Raw genomic sequence first — 20,110 nt, 5'->3', positions numbered from 1 at the left:
TCGAACAAATCGGATCATCGCCATGCGGACCTTGCCGCTCGCCATCGTCTTTTCGCTGACCTCCATCTTCGCCATGGCGACTGACGCCACCGATCCGATCAAGGAGGTGATGAAGGTCACCGAGGACAACTGGAACACTGTCGACAGCGAATGGAAGTACATCTTCGATCCGGACCCGCTGGCGCGACTGTTCAGCAGGAAATTTCAGGGTGCCTATGCGGAAGCCGCCAAGCATCCGGCCTATGAGACCGAGAACAATCAGCCGGGCGATCCCTTCGGTTACGACGTTATCACCAGTTCGCAGGACGGCTGTCCGCTCAAGGACATCACGATGAACTCCGCGCCAGGCGCCAACGGATCAACGGACGTGACGGTCACCTTCAAGATGTGGACCTGTGTCGACGAACCGGAGGTGAAGGACAGCGTCAGCGAAGTGCATTTCGACGTGGTCGAGGAGGATGGCAGGCCGGTCATCGACGATATCCATCGCGTTGCTGATGGCGAGCGGGATTCTCTCATCGAGGAAATGCAGTCGATCGCCAAGGGCGAATAAGGCTTCGACAGCGGCTAACAGCTTTCAACCCCCTTGCCGATCCGGGCCGCGCTGGTTATTTCCGCGCGGACAATCATCGGAAAGGGACCATGTCAGGCACGAATAGCGAGCGCGAACTGATCGCCGAGGGGCCGGCGGTCGTCCTGGTGGAGCCACAGCTTGGCGAAAATATCGGCATGGTGGCGCGCGCCATGGCCAATTTCGGGCTCGCCGAACTGCGTCTCGTCAACCCGCGCGACGGCTGGCCGAACGAGAAGGCCCGTTCCGCCGCCTCCAAGGCCGATCATGTCATCGACGGAACCAAGGTCTATGAGACGCTTGAGGAGGCGATCGGCGACCTCAATTTCGTCTATGCCACGACCGCGCGGGAGCGCTACGGCTTCAAGCCGGTACGCTCGCCGGTGGTCGCGGCCGAGACATTGCGGGCGAAATTCCGGGCCGGCGAAAAGACCGGCGTCCTTTTCGGCCGCGAGCGCTGGGGCCTTACCAACGAGGAGGTGGCGCTCGCCGACGAGATCGTCACCTTTCCGGTCAATCCAGCCTTCGCCTCGCTCAACATCGCCCAGGCCGTGCTGCTGATGTCCTATGAGTGGATGAAGTCGGGCATGGAGGACCTGTCCGAAACTCTCTTCCAGCCGGTCGAACAGCGGCCTTCCACAAAGGAACAGGTCTTTGGCCTGTTCGAACATCTGGAAGAGGCGCTCGACGCCCGCAACTATTTTCATCCGCCCGCGAAAAAGCCCAAAATGATCGACAATCTCCGCGCCGTCCTCTCGCGGCGGGATTTCACGGAACAGGAGATCAGCGTGTTTCGGGGCGTGATCAATTCGCTCGACCGCTTTCCGCGCAGATGGCCGAAACAGCAGACGAAGGCCGGCGAGCCAGGGGAGCAGATGGGGGATGACGGAGACGCGAAATGAATTGAAGCCGGTGCTGATGTTCGATTCGGGCATCGGCGGGCTGACCGTGCTGCGTGAAGCGCGTGTGCTGATGCCGGAACGCGGCTTCATCTACGTGGCCGACGACGCGGGCTTTCCCTATGGCGGCCGGGAGGAGCCCGCGCTGAAGGAGCGCATCCTTTCACTCTTCGAAAAGCTCCTGAAGGACTACGATCCCGAAGTCTGTGTCATCGCCTGCAACACGGCGTTCACGCTGGCCGGCGCGGACCTTCGCGAAAAATTCCCGAACATGACGTTCGTCGGCACGGTGCCGGCGATCAAGCCGGCGGCGGAACGCACCCGTTCGGGCCTCGTCTCGGTGCTCGCCACACCGGGTACGGTGAAGCGCGCCTATACGCGCGACCTCATTCAGTCCTTCGCGACGCAATGCCACGTGCGGCTCGTCGGCTCCGAAAACCTCGCCCGCATGGCGGAAGCCTATATCCGCGGCGAGACGATCCCCGACGAAGCGGTGATGGCAGAAATCGCTCCCTGCTTCATCGAAAAGGACGGCAGGAAGACCGATATCGTCGTGCTTGCCTGCACCCACTATCCCTTCATGGCCAATGTCTTCCGGCGGCTGGCGCCATGGCCGGTCGACTGGCTCGATCCGGCAGAGGCGATCGCAAGACAGGCGCGACGGAAAGTACCGCTCATGGATGGGGCCGAGCATCCGGACAATTCCGACTTCGCCGTCTTCACCTCCGGCAATCCGGATTTCGCGACCCGGCGGCTGATGCAGGGGTTCGGCTTGCGGGCGTAAGTGTCCTTGGTTTGTGTTGTATTTCCGCAACGGATTCGCGGGATCTTTGCAATTCGCGATTGTGTTCTTGCCGAGCGCCGGCGCTCGTGTATCATGAACGCCATCCGCAACTCGAATAAAGGAGGCGTGCAATGGAATCGATGACCGTGTCTGTACGCCTGTTTGGCGGAGCGACCCTTGCAGGGTCGATGCTTGGCGTATCCAAGCCAACCGGAATCTGCTTCCGGGCCTGATATACGCTCGTAATCCGCCTTTTGGCGTTTCCCAAACCTGAACTGACGTGAGCGGCTGACGGAATTTCGTCGTCTGCCCGCATGCGTCTTTCTCTTCGAGAGGACCTGGCCGCGTGACGGCGCCGGGACGGAAAAACTATGTCCAGAATGCAATCTTTGGTTGCCGAATCTCTTTCGGCGACGGTCGATGAACTGTGCCGGGAACATGGCGCCTGGAAAACGGCGCATGCGTTGTTCCTCGCTGTCTGGAGGCGTCGCCGGGTGAGGAACGACATCGCCGACCTGTCCAACCGGATGCGCCGGGATATCGGCTTGCCGGAAAGCGAGGACGCGCCCGGCGAGGCGAGGCGTTCCTTTTGGGACGTCCGGCCTTGAGATGGGATACGATTGGGCCCTGACGGCTTGTTCGCCGGGGCTCTTTTCGGCTGACGATACGATGATGCAGAACATCCTCAGACTAACCCTTACCGACATACCGGCTGCCGCGCGCGTGCATCGCGCCGCCTTTGACGAACGATTGCCCTGGCTCGCCGGCCTGCATACGCCGCAGGAGGATCACGGCTATTGGAGTAATCATCTCTTCCCGGTCTGCGAAATATGGGGCGCCGAGCGGGACGGGACCTTGCTCGGCGTTATCGCTTTTCGCGAGGATTGGATCGACCAGCTTTATATCCTGCCGGAAGCGCAGGCGCAGGGGATTGGTTCGGCGCTTCTGGATATCGCCAGGACGGCCTATTCGCGGCTTTTCCTCTGGACTTTTCAGCGCAATATCGCTGCCCGCCGCTTTTATGAGCGGCACGGCTTCATGGCCGTCGCACAGACCGACGGCGCGGCGAACGAGGAAAAGGAGCCGGACGTGCTTTATCGATGGGTACGTGAAAACTGAACAAAACACCGCTTGCCAAGTGGAAAAATCGGTGGCTTGCTCGCGTTCCCATCGAGAGGAATTCCGCATGTCGCTTGAACATTGGCTCGCCTTCGTCGCCGCTTCGTCCGTCCTGCTCGCCATTCCCGGCCCGACGATCCTGCTCGTCATTTCCTATGCGCTCAGCCACGGACGAAATGTCGCCTCGGCGACTGTGGCAGGGGTCGCGCTTGGTGATTTCACCGCGATGACGGCCTCGATGCTCGGCCTCGGCGCGCTGCTTGCGACATCCGCGGCGCTCTTTACGGTTCTGAAATGGGCGGGGGCCGCTTATCTCATCTATCTCGGCATCAAGCTTTGGCGCGCTCCGGTCTCCGAACGTGCGGCCGATTTGGAAGAGGCTGAGACGCCATCGGCAAAACCCTTCCGCATCTTCCTGCATGCCTACGCGGTGACGGCGCTGAACCCGAAGAGCATCGTCTTCTTCGTGGCTTTCCTGCCGCAGTTTCTGGATCTGACCCAGCCGCTCTTTATGCAGATGGCGATTTTCGAGGTAACGTTCCTGACGCTCGCGACGCTCAATGCCACCCTTTACGGGCTGCTTGCCGCTTTGGCGCGCAATCAGATCCGCAAGCCGAAGGTCCAGAGGATTGTGAACCGCACCGGCGGTTCGCTGATGATCGGCGCAGGCCTCCTGTCGATCGGCTTCAAGCGCGCCGCCGCCTGAGGAAATCTGGGAGGAGTATCCGATGCTGACCGGACGTTGTCATTGCGGCGGGACCGTTTTCGAAATCGACGGCGAACTGCCGCAGGCGCTCACCCGCTGCACCTGTTCCCTTTGCTCCAGGCGCGGCACGCTTTACGCCTACTACGAGCCGAAGCAGGTTCGCGTGAAGGCGGATCCCGCGAGCGACAGCGTCTACCGCTGGAATACGAAGCTGGTGGCGCACCATTTCTGCGGCATCTGTGGCTGTACGACTTATAGCGACAGCCCGGATTTCCAGATGGACGGCACCTGGGATGGCAAGACGCGCCGCTTCGGGGTGAACGCGCGTCTGTTCGACGATTTCGACGCCGAGGAGTGGCCGCATACGGTCATCGACGGCAAGAATCTTTGGTAGGAGGGAGAGATGAGTGAAGTGACCTTGCTCGCATTCGCGATCGTCGCCTTCATTGGTATCGCAACGCCCGGACCGACCGTGCTGCTGGCGCTCACAAACGGCTCGCGCTACGGTCTCGGCCGCGCGCTTCCCGGCATGGCGGGTGCCATGTTCTCGGATTTCGTGCTGATCGGTGCTGTAGCGCTCGGTCTTGGCGCGCTGCTTGCCGCCTCGGAATTCTGGTTCACGATCGTCAAATGGCTGGGAGCGGCCTATCTCACCTTCCTCGGTATCATGCTTTTGAGGTCGAAGGGGTCGCTTGACGTTACGGAAGGTGCGACGGCGTCAGGCTCGGGGTCTGCAAGGTCGATTTTCCTGAAGAGCTTTCTCGTCGCTGTCACCAATCCCAAGGGGTATCTATTTTTCTCGGCCTTCCTGCCGCAGTTCATCGCGCCTGATGCGCCGCAGGTTCCGCAATATGCCATTCTCGCGATCGTTTTTGCTCTGATCGACTTTATGGTCATGTTTGCCTATGCGCTGCTCGGGTCACGGGCCGTGCATCTGCTGAAGCGGAAAGGCGCGCTCTGGCTGGACCGTGCCTGCGGCGGCGCACTTCTGGCGCTTGCCGGTTCGCTTGCGTTCTACCGTCGAGCCGCATCCTGATGGAGAATATAATGGTAAGCCCGACCAAATCCGTCCGGCCTTTCCTGATGTTCCAGGGCAACAAATGCGAGGAAGCGATCACTTTCTACACCTCGGTTCTGCCGGAAAGCCGGGTAATCGACATCAAGCATTACAAACCAGGCGAGATGGGAGCGGAAGGCAGCGTGTTTCGCGCCACCTTCGAGCTTGCCGGCCAGAAGGTCGACTGCATCGACAGTCCGGTCAGGCACGCCTTCGATTTCACGCCATCCTTTTCGTTCTTTGTGGAATGCGGGACGGAGGAGGAACTTGAGCGGCTGGCTGGAGCTCTGGGTGAAGGCGGGTCCTTTCTGATGCCGATCGACAATTACGGCTTCAGCAAAAAGTTCTGCTGGCTGAACGACCGCTTCGGCGTTTCCTGGCAGATCAATTTCGAGTAGCTGCAAAGCCCTGTGCATTTTCGCTCTTGCCCGGCGAAACGAATCCCGATCTCTGTTAAGGCTCAAGAGTCGCGGCCCAGTGAGGAGCCGCGAAGAGACGGCGTAAGAGGAAAGTGCATTGCAAGTCGGCATCGATATGGGAATTGTGTCCGGGGGCGATCCGGCCAAGCTCGATATCGAGGAGCTTCTGGCCACCCGCCTGCTCGTGCAGGGCAATTCCGGCTCAGGTAAGTCGCATCTCCTGCGGCGCCTGCTCGAACAATCGGCCCAATGGGTGCAGCAGGTGGTGATCGATCCGGAAGGCGACTTCGTCACTCTTTCCGACAGGTTCGGCCATGTGGTGGTCGATGGAGAACGCACCGAAGCCGAACTTGCCGGCATTGCCAATCGCATCCGCCAGCACCGGGTCTCCTGCGTGCTGACGCTCGAAGGCCTCGACCTCGAGGAGCAGATGCGGGCTGCCGCCGCTTTCCTGAACGGCATGTTCGATGCCGACCGGGAATTCTGGTATCCGGTGCTCGTCGTGGTGGACGAGGCGCAGATGTTTGCGCCTTCCGTCGGCGGCGATGTGTCCGAAGATGCGCGAAAGCTGTCGCTTGGTGCGATGACCAACCTCATGTGCCGCGGCCGCAAGCGGGGGCTCGCCGGTGTCATCGCCACCCAGCGCCTGGCGAAGCTTGCCAAGAATGTTGCAGCGGAAGCTTCGAACTTCCTGATGGGCCGCACCTTCCTCGATATCGACATGGCGCGTGCCGCCGACCTTTTAGGCATGGACCGCCGCCAGGCTGAAATGTTCCGGGATTTGAAGCGCGGCAATTTCGTCGCCCTCGGCCCGGCGCTCTCGCGGCGGCCGCTGCCGATCGTGATCGGCGCGGTCGAAACGTCCGCCCGCTCGTCGAGCCCGAAGCTGATGCCGCTGCCGGACGCGCCTCAGGACGTCGAGGATCTGATTTTCACGCCCGACCCGGAAGAATTCACCCGGCCGATCGTGGTGCGCCGGGCAACGCCTGCGCTGCGCCCGACGACGGATATCCTTGCCGAGCTTTCCCGCTCCATGCCGGCCGCTACGTCCGCGCCGCAGGAGCCGCGCGCCGCCCAGCAGGAGATATCGCCGGAGGAGCGTGAGGAACGGCTTTCCGCCGTGCTCTCGGAAATCCTGGACGATCCGCAATCGGGTTACCGGACCGATTCAGTGCTTTACCAGGATTTCCTGGTGCGCGCCCGCATGCGGCGTCTGCCGGGCCCACCGCTGTCGCTTTCGGAATTCCGGCGCCGTGCGGCGATCGCCCGCTCGGGCGTCGATGCCGAGACCGCCGCGGGCGAGGCCTGGGCCACGGCGGTGTCCCTGTCTGCCGGTGTTTCCGATGACCTGCAGGGCGTTTTCCTGATGATTGCCAAGGCGGCGATTGCCGGCGATCCATGCCCGTCGGATGCCCGGATCGCACGGGCCTACGGCACCCATTCGGCCCGCCGTGCGCGGCGTCTGCTCGGTTACTTCGAGGAGCAGGGGCTGATCGTCGTCCACACGGATTTTTCGGGAAAACGCGTCGTCGCCTTCCCGGACCTGCAGGCGGAAACCGCGCCCGGCAATGCAGATGCGGCCGACGAGGGCGAAGCGAGAGCCGCAGCCGAATAGATCTTACTGAATGTGGAAATGCGCTTCCACGGCAGCGGCGATGAAGGCTCGGCGCGCTTCCGTGGGATCGGATTTTCCCTTCAGGGCATCCTCGCAGGCCTGTTCGGCCCGATGATGCTGGCTGCCGTGATAGGCCGGCCAGAAGCGGTCCAGTACGGTCTTTGCCTGTCGCACCGTCCTGACAGTGCGGATGATGCCGGTTTCGGGATCCTCGACTCTCAACGGGCTGGTCCAGTTTGTGCGTCTCATGACACATTACCTCCCTCAGGTATGAGATGGGTTGAAGATTCGAAGAGTCAAACCGACCTTGGAAACAGCCTTGCTGAGAGGTTAAGGAACCGCTGCTGTTGACATTTCCATGACATCCGCCTAAAGACCCCGCCAGCACCGGGTGGCAACGCCCGGTGTTTCATTTGACATGTCCCGTGGTTGTCTCCGATCGCTTTCGTGAGAAACCTGTCAGAGCTTCTCGATCGAGGCTCAGAGGAGGGCGTGTTTCCTTGATCCGGTTTGGCAACAAACCGGTGTAACCTATTGAGAAGGAAATGCGATGAGCAAGCGCGAATCGTCCAAGTACAAAATTGACCGCCGTATGGGCGAAAATATCTGGGGTCGTCCGAAGTCCCCGGTCAACCGCCGCGAATACGGCCCGGGCCAGCACGGCCAGCGCCGCAAGGGCAAGCTTTCCGACTTCGGCGTGCAGCTGCGCGCCAAGCAGAAGCTGAAGGGCTATTACGGCGACATCCGCGAGAAGCAGTTCCGCGCCACCTATGACGAAGCCAACCGCCGCAAGGGCGACACGTCCGAGAACCTGATCGGCCTTCTGGAATCGCGCCTCGACGCCATCGTCTACCGCGCCAAGTTCGTGCCGACGGTTTTCGCGGCCCGCCAGTTCGTCAACCACGGCCATGTGACCGTCAACGGTGTTCGCGTCAACATCGGCTCCTACCGTTGCAAGGCCGGTGATGTGATCGAAGTCCGCCAGAAGTCGAAGCAGCTCGTTTCGGTTCTGGAAGCGGTAAGCCTCGCTGAGCGCGACGTTCCGGACTATATCGAAGCCGACCACAACAAGATGACGGCAACCTTCGTCCGCGTTCCGAGCCTTTCCGACGTGCCGTATCCGGTCATCATGGAACCGCATCTGGTCGTCGAATTCTATTCGCGTTGATCCTGACGAAATGGCCCCCGGAAGGGGCCATTTTCATATCGAGGCTCCGGAAAAGCCGCTTCATTTTGAGGCGGCTTTTTTCTTTTCCGTCGTTGCGGTTTCGGCCCCCGTCACGGTGGTTGCCGTGTCGAGCGGCTGGGCGGTTGCGATCGGTGCTTCCTTCGGCAGTTCGCCCATGCGGTTCCAGGCGTCGAGGCCGGCGATCTTGTAGGCTTCGGCGAGTGTGGGATAGTTGAACGTGTTCTCGACGAAATATTCCACCGTGCCTTTGAGGTTCAGTACGGCCTGGCCGATATGGACGAGTTCGGTGGCGCCTTCGCCGACGATATGCACGCCCAGCAGGCGGCGGGTTTTCAGCGAGAAGATGAGCTTCAGAAGGCCGGTGTCGAGGCCCATAATATGGCCTCGCGAGGTTTCGCGGAAACGGGCGATGCCACATTCATAAGGGATGCCGCGCTCCTTCATTTCTTCTTCGGTGAGGCCGCAAGTGGAGATTTCCGGCACGGCATAGATGCCGTAGGGGAAATATTTCTGCGGCTCCTTGGCGATCGCGCCGACGGCGACACGGGCGGCGATGCGGCCCTGCTCCATCGAGGTCGAGGCAAGGCTCGGGAAGCCGACGACATCGCCGGCCGCATAGATGCCCGGAACGTTGGTTTCAAAAGTCTCGGGGTTCACTCTCAAACGTCCGCGGCTGTCGGCTTCCAGGCCGGCGGCGGCGAGATTCAGAGTGTCGGTGGCGCCCATGCGGCCCGCGGCGAAAAGCACCATGTCGGTGACGAGGCGGCGGCCGCTGTCGACCGTCACCGAGACCTTGCCGCCGGGCAGGCGCTCCACCTTCTCGGCTTTCTGGCCGAGCAGGAGCTTCATATTGCGGTCGCGGAGCTGATAGGTGAAGTCCTCGACGATCTCCTTGTCGATGAAGTCGAGCATGGTCGACTTGGGATCGATGACCGTGACGGCGGTATCGAGTGCGCTGAAGATCGTCGCATATTCAATACCGATGACGCCTGCGCCGATCACCACCATGGACCTCGGTAGCTCTTCGATTTCCAGCAACTCGTCGCTGTCGAGAACCGTCTTGCCGTCGAAGGGTATGTAGTCGGGCCGGAAGGGCCGCGTGCCGACGGCCAGCAGGATCGACTTGCCGGTGACGTGCATGATGTCGCCGTCGTCCTTGACGATGGCCAATGTCTCGTTCGCCGCGAAACTGGCCTTGCCGCGCATGTGCTGGACCCGGTTGCGCGCGAACTGATGCTCCAGGACCTCGACCTCGTGATCGAGCGTGATCAGGAGGCGGCGGCGCAGGTCCTCCGCGCTGATTTCCTCTTTGACGCGATAGGCGCGTCCGTAGAAGCCGCGCTCGCGCCAGCCGGACAGGTTGAGAGCCGTTTCGCGAAGCGTTTTCGACGGAATGGTGCCGGTATGGACGGAGACGCCGCCAACCCGGCGGCCTTGCTCGATGACAAGCACCTTCCTGTCGAGTTTGGCTGCCTGGATGGCCGCCCGGCGGCCTGCCGGGCCACTGCCGACGACGATGAGGTCGTATTGGTTCATGGATTACTCCGCTTCGAAACTCCGGCTGCCGCACTGCGGCAGCGCTCACGATTCCGTTTGTAACCACCTATTCTAAAGTTTTGATTGCGGTGCGTCCAAGCCTCGATTTCGACCTTTCTGCACAAATTTTGTGCGTTGCAAAAAATGATGAAAAAGTGTCTTGACTGTGCACGCGAAATGCCATCCACTTGAACCAATCAAGAATTGGTACAAAAATGGTTCAGGGGAAAACGAGCGAGGCTCACGACAATTCGAACTATGCGCTTGATCGCCTGAGGGAGCTTATGGCTGCCGGGGAATTCGGCGCCGAGGGACGTTTGCCGACCGAGCGGGCATTGGCCGAGATGCTCGGGATCAGCCGTCGCGCGGTACGCCGGGCGCTCGAAGTGCTGGAAGCCGAGGGGTTGATCTGGCGCCGCCAGGGCTCGGGAACGTTCATCGGCGAACGGCCCGCTCGCTGGAGCGAACATCTCGGCGATCTCGTCGCCGGCACCGATTTCATGGAAATCATGGAAGTCCGGTTGAGGATCGAGCCGCAGCTTGCCCAGCTTGCGGCCATGCGCGCCAAGCCTCGCGATGTGGAGAAGATGCGCGATCTTGCCCGCAAGATCGCCGAGAGCACTGACGCGGATTCGAAGGAGCTTTGGGACGGCGCGTTTCACCGCCAGATCGCGCAGGCGGCCGGCAACCAGCTCTTCCTGTCGATTTTCGACCTCATCAACCGTGTTCGCCAGGACGAAGCCTGGCAGGCTATCCGGGAGCGGGCGCGTGCCAGCAACCGCCGACAGGGCGCCATCCATATCCAGCACGCCGGCATCATTGACGCGATCGAGGTACGGGACCCGGCGCGAGCCGGGGAGGCGATGCGCGAACATCTTCTCGGGCTCCAGGAAGTGCTGATCCGTGCGACCTCCGTCGATCACACGGGCGCAGAGACTGCCCCGGAGGATTTGAAGACAAGGAACGTGACTGCATGAGAAGCCGGCAGCCAAGCCGGACAGCAGAAAAACAGGAATCAGAAAACCAAAAGAGAGGAATGACCATATGAAACGACTTGCCAAGCTGACGACAGCGTTGCTTGCCGGCGCGCTGTTTGCTCTTCCGGCCATGTCCGCCGAACTCCGTATCGGTCTACAGGACGATGCGGATGTTCTCGACCCCGCCCAGTCCCGCACCTTCGTGGGCCGCATCGTCTACACCGCCATGTGCGACAAGCTGGTCGATGTCTCCCCGGATCTGAAAATCGTTCCGCAGCTTGCGACCGAATGGAATTGGTCCGCCGACGGCAAGGAACTGACGATGAAGATCCGCGAGGGCGTCAAGTTCCATGACGAAACGCCGCTCGATGCGGCTGCCGTGGTCGCCACGATCGAACGCAACATGACGCTGCCCGAATCCCGACGCAAGAGCGAGCTCTCCTCGGTGGAAAAGGTCGAGGCGACCGGCCCGCTGGAAGTCAAGTTTACGCTGAAGGCCCCCGACGTGACGCTGCTCGCCCAGCTTTCCGACCGCGCGGGCATGATCGTCTCGCCGACGGCTGCCAAGGAACTCGGCGCCAATTTCGGCTCCAAGCCCGCCTGCGCCGGCCCGTTCAAATTTGTCGAGCGCGTCCAGCAGGACCGCATCGTACTCGAAAAGTTCGCCGATTACTGGGACAAGGACAAGATCTTCATCGATAAGGTCACCTACCTCCCGATTCCGGACACGACCGTTCGCCTCGCCAACCTGCGTTCCGGCGACCTCGATTTCATCGAGCGTCTGGCGCCAACGGATGTTGCGTCCGTCAAGGGGGATTCCGGCCTGAAATATGATGCCGTCGTCAACATCGGTTACATGGCGCTTTATGCGAACATCGGCAACGGCCCGCGCGCCGACAATCCGTTCGGCAAGGACAAGCGCCTGCGCCAGGCCTTCTCGCTGGCGATTGATCGCGATGCCCTGACCCAGATCGTCTATGAAGGCACGGCCGTCGGCGGCAACCAGCCTTTCCCGCCGAACAGCCCGTGGTTCAACAAAGCGATTCCGGTCCCGGCGCGCGATGTCGAAAAGGCCAAGGCCTTGATCAAGGAAGCCGGCTTCGACCGTGTGCCGATCGAGATGCAGATTCCGAACAACCCGGTCGCCCAGCAGATGATGCAGATCGTCCAGTCGATGGTGGCGGAAGCCGGTTTCGACGTCAGCCTGAAGTCGACGGAATTTGCGACCCTGCTCGACGAGCAGACCCGTGGCAACTACCAGCTCAGCCGCTCCGACTGGTCCGGCCGCGTCGATCCCGACGGCAATATCCATCAGTTCGTCACCTGCAAGGGTGGCATCAACGATACCAAATACTGCAACCCGGAAGTCGACAAGCTGCTCAACGAGGCGCGCGCCTCGACCGACGATGCGATCCGCAAGGAGAAGTACGACGCGGCGACCGCCATCCTGAACGACGAACTGCCGGTCATCTATCTCGGCCACCAGTCATGGATCTGGGCTTACAAGAACAGCGTCAGCGGCTTTGTGCCGAGCCCCGACGGGATGATCCGCCTGCAAGGCATCAAGAAAGAAGGCTGATCTGCCGGTGCCGCGCGGGGATTCCCGTGCGGCACCTTTCCCTCGCACCTTTGAAACGCATACTTCAACAAGGGACGGCATCATGCCTGTCTATATTGGAAAGCGTCTGCTGGTCGCCATCCCGACCCTGCTGATCATCTCCGTCTTCGTCTTTTCGCTGCAGAAGCTCTTACCCGGCGATCCGATTCTCGCCATGGCCGGGGAGGAGCGTGATCCGGCGGTGATCGAATTCCTGCGCGAGAAATACCATCTGAACGATCCCGTGCCGGTGCAGTATGTCCGCTGGCTCGGCGGCATCGTGCAGGGCGATTTCGGGATTTCACTGAGAACCAATCAACCGGTGCTCGAACTCATCCTGCAGAAGTTGCCGGTGACCATTCAGCTTGCTGTCATGTCGATGATCATCGCCTTCGTGATCGGCATACCGGCCGGCATCCTGGCCGCCGTCAAGAAGAATACGGCCCTCGACTATATCGCGAACATCTTCGCGCTTTCCGGGCTGTCGATCCCGAATTTCTGGCTCGGAATCATGCTGATCCTGCTGATCTCGGTCAATCTCGGCTGGTTGCCGGCCTCCGGTTACGAGTCGATTTTTGTCGACCCCGTGCGCTCTCTACAGACCATGATCATGCCGGCCTTTGTGCTCGGCACCGCGCTCGCAGCCCAGCTCATGCGCCATACGCGCTCCGCCATGGTGGGCGTCATGAGCGCCGATTATATCCGCACCGCCCGCGCCAAGGGGCTTTCGCCCCGCGAGGTCGTCCTGAGCCATAGTTTCCGCAATGCGCTGCTTCCCGTCGTCACGCTCTCGGCGCTGCTTTTCGGCGAGCTGCTTGCTGGCGCGGTCCTGACAGAACAGATCTTCACCATTCCGGGTTTCGGCAAGCTGATCGTCGATGCCGTCTTCAACCGCGACTACGCGGTGGTGCAGGGCGTCGTGCTGTGCACGGCCGTTGGCTTCATCCTCATGAATCTCATCGCGGACGTTCTCTACGTTCTGCTCAATCCGCGTCTGAGGGCAACGCTATGACCACGATCGATCAAGTGCCGTCCATAACGGTGGCAAAGCGCGGGGAAAGCCGCGCCTGGCGCAAGATGAAGCGAAACAGAAGCTCGCTCGTCGGCGCGGCAATCGTTCTTTTCTTCGCCATTCTGGCGGTCGCCGCCCCGATCCTGCCGATCATCGATCCGATCGCCACGAGCTGGTCGGCGATCCGCAAGGCGCCGTCCGCGGCGTACTGGCTCGGCACCGACGATCTCGGCCGTGATATCCTCTCCCGGATGATCTGGGGTGCGCAGGCATCGCTGATGGCCGGCGTCGTCTCGGTGGCGATCGCCGTCGTGATCGGCGTGCCCTTCGGCCTCGTTTCCGGTTATTTCGGCGGCTGGGTGGATATGGTGATCTCGCGCATCACCGAGGCGCTGCTCGCCATGCCGTTCCTGATCATGGCGATCGCGCTCGCCGCCTTCCTGGGCCCGAGCCTGATGAATGCGATGATCGCCATCGGGCTTTCGGCCATGCCGATCTTCGTGCGGCTGACCCGTGGCCAGGTGCTTGCGGTAAAGACTGAAGATTATGTCGAAGGCGCGCGTGCCGTCGGCCTGAACCATGTGGAGATCATGGTTCGTTACATCCTGCCGAACGTCTTCGCACCGATCATCGTGCAGGCGACGCTGACGGTGGCGACCGCCATCATAGCCGAGGCCAGCCTGTCCTTCCTCGGCCTCGGCCAGCAGCCGCCGGCGCCCTCCTGGGGTTCGATGCTGAACGTCGCCAAGAATTTTCTCACCCAGGCGCCGTGGATGGCGATGTGGCCCGGCGCGGCCATCTTCCTCGTCGTCATCGGCTTCAATCTGCTCGGCGACGGTCTGCGTGACGCGCTCGACCCGCGTGAATCCTGATTTGAAAGGAATATCGATATTATGACCGAATTCACCACACGGCCCGAAATCCTCGGCACGTTCGGCGTCGTCACCTCCACCCACTGGATCGCATCCGCTGTCGGCATGGCGATCCTGGAAAAGGGCGGCAATGCCTTCGATGCGGCGGTTGCGACCGGCTTCGTTCTGCAGATCGTCGAGCCGCATCTCTGCGGTCCGGGCGGTGACATGCCGGCCGTCTTCTATTCGAGCAGAAAAGACAAGGTCGAGGTCATCTGCGCGCAGGGGCCGGCGCCGGCCGGCGCGACGATCGAGCATTACACGTCGGAAGGCCTGACGCTAATCCCCGGCGACGGGCTGCTCGCGACCGTCATCCCGGGCGCCTTCGACGGCTGGATGCTGATGCTGCGTGACTATGGCACGATGAGCATTCGCGAAGTGCTGGAGCCGGCGATCTACTACGCCGAAAACGGCCATCCGGTGCTTGCCCGTGTTTCCGCCACCATCAAGGGGCTCGCCGGCTTCTTCGAGAAGGAATGGCCGACCTCCTATGCGACCTGGCTGCCGGGCGGCGCCGCACCCGAGCCGCAGGCGAATTTCAGGAACCCGGTCCTTGCCGAAACCTGGAAGCGCATCATTGCCGAGGCCGAGGCGAAGACCGGCCGCGAAAACCAGATCGAGGCTGCCCGCGACGCCTTCTACCGCGGCTTCGTGGCGGAGGCGATCGACAAGTATGTCAGCACCACCGCGGTGATGGATGCGAGCGGCGCCAGGCATAAGGGCGTTCTCAACGCCGACGACATGGCGAACTGGAGTGCCACCGTCGAGGCACCGCAGACCTATGATTACCACGACTGGACCGTCGCCAAGACGCCGGCCTGGGGGCAGGGACCGGTCTTGCTGCAATCGCTGGCGCTCCTGAAGGGTTTCGACCTGTCGTCGATGGACCCGGCCGGCCCGGATTTCGTGCATGTGGTGGTGGAAGCCATGAAGCTCGCCTATGCCGACCGCGAGGTCTATTACGGCGATCCGGACTTTGCCCAGATCCCGACCGAATACCTGCTGTCGGAAGGCTACAACGCCGAGCGCCGCAAGCTGATCACCAAGGAAGCCTCGCTTGAACTCCGCCCCGGCCGCGTGCCGGGTTACGATAACCAGTTCGACCTGACGATGGCGATGCTGGCGAAAGTAAGCGGCAAGGGGGCTGTTTACGAGCCGACCATGTCGCACCTCACCGAAAAGCGCGGCGACACGGTACATATCGACGTCATCGACCGCTGGGGCAACATGGTCTCGACCACCCCGTCCGGTGGCTGGCTGCAGTCTTCGCCGATCGTGCCCGGCCTTGGTTTCGCACTGAATTCGCGTGCCCAGATGTTCTGGTTGAAGCCCGGCCTGCCGACCTCGCTCGCACCGGGCAAGCGGCCGCGCACCACGCTGACGCCATCGCTTGCGCTGCACCAGGGCCGGCCGACACTGGTTTTCGGCACGCCCGGCGGCGATCAGCAGGACCAGTGGCAACTGCCGTTCTTCCTGCGGTACGTCCACTACAAGAAGAACTTGCAGGCGGCGATCGACATGCCGCTCTTCCACACAACGCACTTCCCGGGCTCTTTCTATCCGCGCACCAGCCAGCCGGGAAACATCATGGTGGAAAGCAATATCGGCGCCGAGGTCCTGGACGAACTGCGCCGCCGCGGCCACCAGATCACCGTCGCCGATCCCTGGAGCGTTGGTCGTCTGACCGCCGCCCGCCGCGATGCAGACGGCCTGATGCGGGCAGCGGCGACGCCGCGCCTGATGCAAGCCTATGCGGTGGGGAGGTAGTCCATGACCTGGTCGATCGTCGCACGCGACCCGCAAACGGGTCATCTGGGGATTGCCGTCGCGAGCCGCTTCTTCGCCGTCGGTGCCGCCGTGCCGCATATCAGGGGCAGGGTGGGCGCGGTCGCTACCCAAGCCTTCGTCAGTCCGCTCTACGGTACGGAGGGGCTAAAACTGCTCGAAGAGGGAAAGTTGCCGGAAGAGATCATCGGGACGCTGACGGCCCGCGATGACGGACGGCGGCAGCGCCAGTTCCACCTGATCGACGCGAGCGGCCGCAACGCCGCCTATACCGGCGAGAACTGCGTCGACTGGGCCGGCCATCTGGTGGACGACAATGTGTCCGTCGCTGGCAACATGCTGGCGGGGCCGCAGGTGATCGCCGAGACGCTGCGCGTCTACAAGGAGAGGGCGGCGGTCGGCGCGCCGCTTGCCGAACGGCTGCTCGATGCCATGGACGCGGGCGAGGCGGCCGGCGGCGACAAGCGGGGCAAGCAATCCGCCGCCATGGTTATCTATCGCGACCAGGATTATCCGTGGCTGCGCATCCACGCCGACGATCATGCCGATCCGCTGCATGAACTGCGGCGGCTCTACGCGGTGGCGCAGGAGCGTTACCTGCATGTCGCCGAGACCATGCCGACCCGCGAGAACCCGCACGGCATGATCGACCGCCGGGTGATCGACGAGAAGATCGCAGCACTTGAAGCCGCCCGCGAGGCGGAAGGCCGCCCCTCCGCCTCCTTTGCCACGCCCTGGAAGCCCCAATGAGCGAAACACCCGTCCTTTCCGTCAAGAACCTCACGACCTCCTTCCTGGTCGACGGCGAATGGAAGAGCGTCGTGCGAGACATCTCCTTCGACGTCGGCCCCGGCGAAACGGTGGCGATCGTCGGGGAATCCGGCTCCGGCAAGAGCGTCACCTCGCTTTCGATCATGCGGCTGCTCGCGCCGGGGTCGAGCCGCATCGAGGGAAAGATCCTGCTGGCCGGCAAGAATCTGCAGGCGCTCTCCGAGAAGGAGATGCGCGGCGTGCGCGGCAACGATGCCTCGATGATCTTCCAGGAGCCGATGACCTCGCTCAACCCGATTTTCACTATCGGTCGGCAGATCTCGGAGGTGCTGACCCGCCATAAGGGCCTGTCGAAGCAGGAGGCGCGCGCCGAGACGGTGCGGCTTCTGGAAAAGGTGCGCATTCCGAACGCCTCGGCGCGCTTCGATGATTACCCGCACCAGTTCTCGGGCGGCATGCGCCAGCGGGTGATGATCGCCATGGCGCTCGCCTCGAGGCCGAAACTGCTCATCGCCGACGAACCGACAACGGCGCTTGATGTCACCATTCAGGGACAGATCCTCGATCTGATCAAGGTGCTGCAGGAAGAAGAGGGCATGTCCGTCCTCTTCATCACGCATGATATGGGCGTCGTCGCCGAGATCGCCGACCGCACCATCGTCATGTACCGGGGCGAGGCGGTGGAGAGCGGCCCGACGGAGGAAATCTTCCACCGCGGCAAGCATCCCTATACGCGCGCACTTCTCTCCGCTGTGCCGCGGCTCGGCTCGATGCGGAACCGCGAATGGCCGACGCGTTTCCCCGTGGTCGATGTTTCGACCGGCGAGGCGGCCGAACCCGCCGAGGTCGCGGGCACTGTCGATACGCGCAAGACGCCGGTGCTCGCGGTGAAGAACCTTATCACCCGCTTTCCGATCCGCTCCGGCCTCTTCGCGCGCCAGACCGGTGCCGTGCATGCGGTCGAGAACATTTCCTTCGACCTCTTCCAGGGCGAGACCTTGTCACTGGTCGGTGAATCCGGTTGTGGCAAGTCGACGACCGGCCGTTCAATCATGCGGTTGATCGAGCCGACCGGTGGCGAGGTGGCGCTCGACGGCTACGATGTGCTGCGGCTGGATCAGCTCGGCCTGCGCAATATGCGCAAGACGATCCAGATGATCTTCCAGGATCCGTTTTCATCGCTCAACCCCCGCATGACGGTAGGCCAGGCGATCGCCGAGCCGTTCATCAAGCACAGGCTCGGCACGGTGAAGCAGGCGAGGGAGAAGACCGCCGACCTCTTGCGCAAGGTGGGGCTTTCACCCGACATGGCGAGCCGTTATCCGCACGAATTCTCCGGTGGCCAGCGGCAACGCATTGCTATCGCCCGGGTGCTGTCGCTTGATCCGAAGGTGATCGTGGCGGACGAAAGCGTCTCGGCGCTCGACGTGTCGATCAAGGCGCAGGTCTGCAACCTTTTGCTCGACCTGCAGCAGAGCCTGAACCTCGCCTTCCTGTTCATCTCTCACGACATGGCGGTGGTGGAGCGGGTGAGCCATCGGGTGGCGGTGATGTATCTCGGCGAGATCGTCGAGATCGGACCGCGGGCTGCCGTCTTCGAGAACCCGCAACATCCCTATACAAAGAAACTGATGGCTGCCGTTCCGGTGCCGGACCCGGCGCGGCGCGGCATCCGCCGCGGCATTTCCAACGACGAACTGAAGAGCCCCGTGCGCCCGATGGATTACCGGCCGCCGAAACGGGAATATCGTGAGGTATCGGCGGGGCACCTGGTGCAGGTGGCCTAACGTCCGGGAAATCAGATCAGCCTGAGGCCTTTCAGGCTGACATGCCCGTCCTTGCCGATGATGATATGGTCATGCACCGTGATCCCGAGCGGTTTGGCGGTGTCGATGATCGTCTTTGTCATATCGATATCGGCGCGCGAGGGCGTCGGGTCGCCGCTCGGATGGTTGTGCATCACGCTCAGTCCCGTTGGATCACGCGGAAGCACGTTGAAGCAAAATCCTGCGTATGCACCATTCAACAAGCACCACTCGGGCGGGTGAGAATGGCGCCCGACAGAAATCGCGCCACAGGATCGGAGTTCAGGTCTCAATTGTTTTCTGCCTCTGGATACTGGGGGCGATAGCGTTCAACCGGCGTTCGCCAACTCAAGAAGAAATCCAATGGATCCTGCGTGCCGAGGAAGTCGCGGGCCATGTTTAGTCGCTCTAGGACTTGCCCCCGCCTGTCCTGGTCCAATTCGTTCGCGCGCTGCTCAACCCCCGTTAGGAATCGCTCGACCGAAATAACATGTGACCACCGTTGAATTATCTGCGCGAGATCTTCACGGCTATCCTTGACCGATTGTTCCACTTTCCGCCTGTCCTCCTGGCGTTGAGAGCGTTCGACGGCGGCAAGCCATTCCTTATGCCGGACTTCCGCCTGACGGTCCGCTTCCTGGAGTTTCGGAACTAGTTCCTCCGCAGCTTTCTCAATACGTCTGACAATCTCGGGAATACGGCCACTCAGCGACGATTTGGAAGTTTCCACCCATTCCTCGAGCCAGGTCACGCTATGGTATGGGCAGCAGATCACGAGCTTTAGACGGCCAGACGGGATTTCTTTTGTCGTTGTCCACGTATGGTCGGCTGCATATCGCGATCGTCTTGGCGGAGTATAATCCGCCTCGCGAATGTACTTGCTGTTTCCGATATACCGCATCAGGACTTTTTCCGACGCTTCAACGATCGTCAATCCCACGGCGATCGTCCCTATGTAGACGATGGTGGGCCGGTAAGGTGACCAGAGAGCAGAATAATAGTAATCGCGAGGCTTTTCCGAGGTTTCGCGTTCGTCGATGCTGTTGATTTGCGTTGAGAGCTGACCCGGGATTTGCACCGAGAAGTGACCCGCCTTTTAGATATCGTTCGTGTCCGTCGTGGTGGTCAAGCTCCTCCGTTTCTCCTTTGTCGATTTTGGTTCATGCGCTGAACTGTTCTTGAAGCGGAAGCTGTCGTTTCCGGTTTCAAGGATGTGGCAATGATGGGTGAGCCGGTCGAGAAGCGCGGTGGTCATCTTGGCATCACCAATGATTTCATGATGCCTGTTTCCTCGATCGTCTATTACGTTGAGCGCGAGCGCGCAGAATGTCGATCTGGTCCTGCGTCAAGTCGATTT

Annotated in this window: 21 protein-coding genes and 2 pseudogenes; 18 read left to right on the top strand and 5 right to left on the bottom strand. The window is 61.6% G+C overall.

The window, feature by feature from the left end:
• Window positions 1-22 precede the first annotated feature (22 nt).
• The 10 genes from J2046_RS30560 (at window position 23) to J2046_RS30515 (ending at window position 7,170) form a co-directional block, all read left to right on the top strand.
• Window positions 23-553 (top strand): hypothetical protein, encoded by a 531-nt coding sequence (locus J2046_RS30560; RefSeq protein ID WP_210058283.1) that lies wholly within the window; start codon window positions 23-25, stop codon window positions 551-553.
• Between the two features lie 89 nt (window positions 554-642).
• The gene (locus tag J2046_RS30555; protein ID WP_210058281.1) at window positions 643-1,473 is read left to right on the top strand and encodes an RNA methyltransferase; all 831 of its coding nucleotides are present in this window, start codon (window positions 643-645) and stop codon (window positions 1,471-1,473) included.
• Window positions 1,454-2,254 (top strand): glutamate racemase, encoded by an 801-nt coding sequence (gene murI / locus J2046_RS30550; RefSeq protein ID WP_210058279.1) that lies wholly within the window; start codon window positions 1,454-1,456, stop codon window positions 2,252-2,254. The genes J2046_RS30555 and murI overlap by 20 nt, the downstream gene beginning before the upstream one ends.
• A gap of 371 nt (window positions 2,255-2,625) precedes the next feature.
• Entirely contained in the window at window positions 2,626-2,862 is a 237-nt protein-coding gene (locus J2046_RS30545) for a DUF1127 domain-containing protein (RefSeq protein WP_210058277.1), read from the top strand.
• Between the two features lie 64 nt (window positions 2,863-2,926).
• Window positions 2,927-3,373 (top strand): GNAT family N-acetyltransferase, encoded by a 447-nt coding sequence (locus J2046_RS30540; protein ID WP_210058275.1) that lies wholly within the window; start codon window positions 2,927-2,929, stop codon window positions 3,371-3,373.
• Window positions 3,374-3,440: 67 nt separating this feature from the next.
• On the top strand, window positions 3,441-4,079 hold the full coding sequence (locus J2046_RS30535) for a LysE family translocator (protein ID WP_210058273.1): 639 nt from the start codon (window positions 3,441-3,443) through the stop codon (window positions 4,077-4,079).
• A gap of 22 nt (window positions 4,080-4,101) precedes the next feature.
• The gene (locus J2046_RS30530) at window positions 4,102-4,473 is read left to right on the top strand and encodes a GFA family protein (protein ID WP_037154822.1); all 372 of its coding nucleotides are present in this window, start codon (window positions 4,102-4,104) and stop codon (window positions 4,471-4,473) included.
• A gap of 9 nt (window positions 4,474-4,482) precedes the next feature.
• Window positions 4,483-5,115 (top strand): LysE family translocator, encoded by a 633-nt coding sequence (locus J2046_RS30525; protein ID WP_210058271.1) that lies wholly within the window; start codon window positions 4,483-4,485, stop codon window positions 5,113-5,115.
• A gap of 11 nt (window positions 5,116-5,126) precedes the next feature.
• Complete coding sequence (locus J2046_RS30520) at window positions 5,127-5,534, top strand: VOC family protein (protein ID WP_233470398.1); 408 nt, start codon at window positions 5,127-5,129, stop codon at window positions 5,532-5,534.
• A 118-nt stretch (window positions 5,535-5,652) separates the two neighbouring features.
• The gene (locus tag J2046_RS30515) at window positions 5,653-7,170 is read left to right on the top strand and encodes a helicase HerA domain-containing protein (RefSeq protein ID WP_210058268.1); all 1,518 of its coding nucleotides are present in this window, start codon (window positions 5,653-5,655) and stop codon (window positions 7,168-7,170) included.
• A 3-nt stretch (window positions 7,171-7,173) separates the two neighbouring features.
• On the opposite strand, the gene J2046_RS30510 is transcribed toward J2046_RS30515, so the two are convergent.
• Window positions 7,174-7,419 (bottom strand): DUF982 domain-containing protein, encoded by a 246-nt coding sequence (locus J2046_RS30510; RefSeq protein ID WP_210058266.1) that lies wholly within the window; start codon window positions 7,417-7,419, stop codon window positions 7,174-7,176.
• Between the two features lie 301 nt (window positions 7,420-7,720).
• Here J2046_RS30510 and rpsD point away from each other — a divergent pair, with 301 nt between their 5' ends.
• A complete protein-coding gene (gene rpsD / locus J2046_RS30505) occupies window positions 7,721-8,338 on the top strand; it encodes a 30S ribosomal protein S4 (RefSeq protein WP_210058264.1) in 618 nt (205 codons plus the stop codon).
• Window positions 8,339-8,398: 60 nt separating this feature from the next.
• On the opposite strand, the gene sthA is transcribed toward rpsD, so the two are convergent.
• Window positions 8,399-9,895, bottom strand: coding sequence for a Si-specific NAD(P)(+) transhydrogenase (gene sthA / locus J2046_RS30500; RefSeq protein ID WP_210058255.1), 1,497 nt, complete (start codon window positions 9,893-9,895; stop codon window positions 8,399-8,401).
• 215 nt (window positions 9,896-10,110) lie between these two features.
• Between sthA and J2046_RS30495 the strand changes: the two genes are divergently transcribed.
• From J2046_RS30495 to J2046_RS30465, 7 genes are all read left to right on the top strand, one after another.
• Window positions 10,111-10,872: a FadR/GntR family transcriptional regulator gene (locus tag J2046_RS30495; protein WP_210058253.1), complete on the top strand. Its 762-nt coding sequence runs from the start codon at window positions 10,111-10,113 to the stop codon at window positions 10,870-10,872.
• 67 nt (window positions 10,873-10,939) lie between these two features.
• On the top strand, window positions 10,940-12,451 hold the full coding sequence (locus J2046_RS30490) for an ABC transporter substrate-binding protein (RefSeq protein WP_210058252.1): 1,512 nt from the start codon (window positions 10,940-10,942) through the stop codon (window positions 12,449-12,451).
• Window positions 12,452-12,533: 82 nt separating this feature from the next.
• Window positions 12,534-13,481, top strand: coding sequence for an ABC transporter permease (locus tag J2046_RS30485; RefSeq protein ID WP_210058250.1), 948 nt, complete (start codon window positions 12,534-12,536; stop codon window positions 13,479-13,481).
• Window positions 13,478-14,353, top strand: a complete 876-nt coding sequence (locus J2046_RS30480; RefSeq protein ID WP_210058248.1) for an ABC transporter permease — start codon at window positions 13,478-13,480, stop codon at window positions 14,351-14,353. Before J2046_RS30485 ends, J2046_RS30480 begins: the two co-directional genes overlap by 4 nt.
• 21 nt (window positions 14,354-14,374) lie before the next feature.
• A complete protein-coding gene (locus tag J2046_RS30475) occupies window positions 14,375-16,159 on the top strand; it encodes a gamma-glutamyltransferase family protein (RefSeq protein WP_210058246.1) in 1,785 nt (594 codons plus the stop codon).
• A 3-nt stretch (window positions 16,160-16,162) separates the two neighbouring features.
• Window positions 16,163-16,927: a DUF1028 domain-containing protein gene (locus J2046_RS30470; protein ID WP_210058244.1), complete on the top strand. Its 765-nt coding sequence runs from the start codon at window positions 16,163-16,165 to the stop codon at window positions 16,925-16,927.
• On the top strand, window positions 16,924-18,735 hold the full coding sequence (locus J2046_RS30465; RefSeq protein WP_210058242.1) for an ABC transporter ATP-binding protein: 1,812 nt from the start codon (window positions 16,924-16,926) through the stop codon (window positions 18,733-18,735). The genes J2046_RS30470 and J2046_RS30465 overlap by 4 nt, the downstream gene beginning before the upstream one ends.
• Before the next feature lie 11 nt (window positions 18,736-18,746).
• Here the strand turns inward: J2046_RS30465 and J2046_RS30460 are convergent.
• The 3 genes and pseudogenes from J2046_RS30460 to J2046_RS30450 form a co-directional block, all read right to left on the bottom strand.
• Window positions 18,747-18,923 (bottom strand): annotated as a pseudogene (locus J2046_RS30460) (JAB domain-containing protein); the annotation flags it as partial.
• Between the two features lie 119 nt (window positions 18,924-19,042).
• Entirely contained in the window at window positions 19,043-19,831 is a 789-nt protein-coding gene (locus tag J2046_RS30455; protein WP_210058240.1) for a hypothetical protein, read from the bottom strand.
• 18 nt (window positions 19,832-19,849) lie between these two features.
• Window positions 19,850-20,026 (bottom strand): annotated as a pseudogene (locus J2046_RS30450) (ATP-binding protein); the annotation flags it as partial.
• Between the last annotated feature and the right edge of the window lie 84 nt (window positions 20,027-20,110).

The organism is Neorhizobium petrolearium (assembly GCF_017873175.1).
GTDB lineage: Bacteria > Pseudomonadota > Alphaproteobacteria > Rhizobiales > Rhizobiaceae > Neorhizobium > Neorhizobium petrolearium.
Note: the sequence above shows the minus strand (reverse complement) of the source record. Positions and strands in the feature narration are given on the sequence as shown.

Excerpts from the sequence above, each read along its gene's own strand:
- J2046_RS30535 (WP_210058273.1), top strand. The coding sequence starts at position 3,441 with ATGTCGCTTGAACATTGGCTCGCCTTCGTCGCCGCTTCGTCCGTCCTG.
- J2046_RS30465 (WP_210058242.1), top strand. The coding sequence starts at position 16,924 with ATGAGCGAAACACCCGTCCTTTCCGTCAAGAACCTCACGACCTCCTTC.
- J2046_RS30530 (WP_037154822.1), top strand. The coding sequence starts at position 4,102 with ATGCTGACCGGACGTTGTCATTGCGGCGGGACCGTTTTCGAAATCGAC.
- sthA (WP_210058255.1), bottom strand. The coding sequence starts at position 9,895 with ATGAACCAATACGACCTCATCGTCGTCGGCAGTGGCCCGGCAGGCCGC.
- J2046_RS30470 (WP_210058244.1), top strand. The coding sequence starts at position 16,163 with ATGACCTGGTCGATCGTCGCACGCGACCCGCAAACGGGTCATCTGGGG.
- J2046_RS30520 (WP_233470398.1), top strand. The coding sequence starts at position 5,127 with ATGGTAAGCCCGACCAAATCCGTCCGGCCTTTCCTGATGTTCCAGGGC.
- J2046_RS30480 (WP_210058248.1), top strand. The coding sequence starts at position 13,478 with ATGACCACGATCGATCAAGTGCCGTCCATAACGGTGGCAAAGCGCGGG.
- J2046_RS30555 (WP_210058281.1), top strand. The coding sequence starts at position 643 with ATGTCAGGCACGAATAGCGAGCGCGAACTGATCGCCGAGGGGCCGGCG.
- J2046_RS30540 (WP_210058275.1), top strand. The coding sequence starts at position 2,927 with ATGCAGAACATCCTCAGACTAACCCTTACCGACATACCGGCTGCCGCG.
- J2046_RS30510 (WP_210058266.1), bottom strand. The coding sequence starts at position 7,419 with ATGAGACGCACAAACTGGACCAGCCCGTTGAGAGTCGAGGATCCCGAA.
- J2046_RS30495 (WP_210058253.1), top strand. The coding sequence starts at position 10,111 with ATGGTTCAGGGGAAAACGAGCGAGGCTCACGACAATTCGAACTATGCG.
- J2046_RS30560 (WP_210058283.1), top strand. The coding sequence starts at position 23 with ATGCGGACCTTGCCGCTCGCCATCGTCTTTTCGCTGACCTCCATCTTC.
- J2046_RS30490 (WP_210058252.1), top strand. The coding sequence starts at position 10,940 with ATGAAACGACTTGCCAAGCTGACGACAGCGTTGCTTGCCGGCGCGCTG.
- J2046_RS30475 (WP_210058246.1), top strand. The coding sequence starts at position 14,375 with ATGACCGAATTCACCACACGGCCCGAAATCCTCGGCACGTTCGGCGTC.
- murI (WP_210058279.1), top strand. The coding sequence starts at position 1,454 with ATGACGGAGACGCGAAATGAATTGAAGCCGGTGCTGATGTTCGATTCG.
- J2046_RS30545 (WP_210058277.1), top strand. The coding sequence starts at position 2,626 with ATGTCCAGAATGCAATCTTTGGTTGCCGAATCTCTTTCGGCGACGGTC.
- rpsD (WP_210058264.1), top strand. The coding sequence starts at position 7,721 with ATGAGCAAGCGCGAATCGTCCAAGTACAAAATTGACCGCCGTATGGGC.
- J2046_RS30485 (WP_210058250.1), top strand. The coding sequence starts at position 12,534 with ATGCCTGTCTATATTGGAAAGCGTCTGCTGGTCGCCATCCCGACCCTG.
- J2046_RS30525 (WP_210058271.1), top strand. The coding sequence starts at position 4,483 with ATGAGTGAAGTGACCTTGCTCGCATTCGCGATCGTCGCCTTCATTGGT.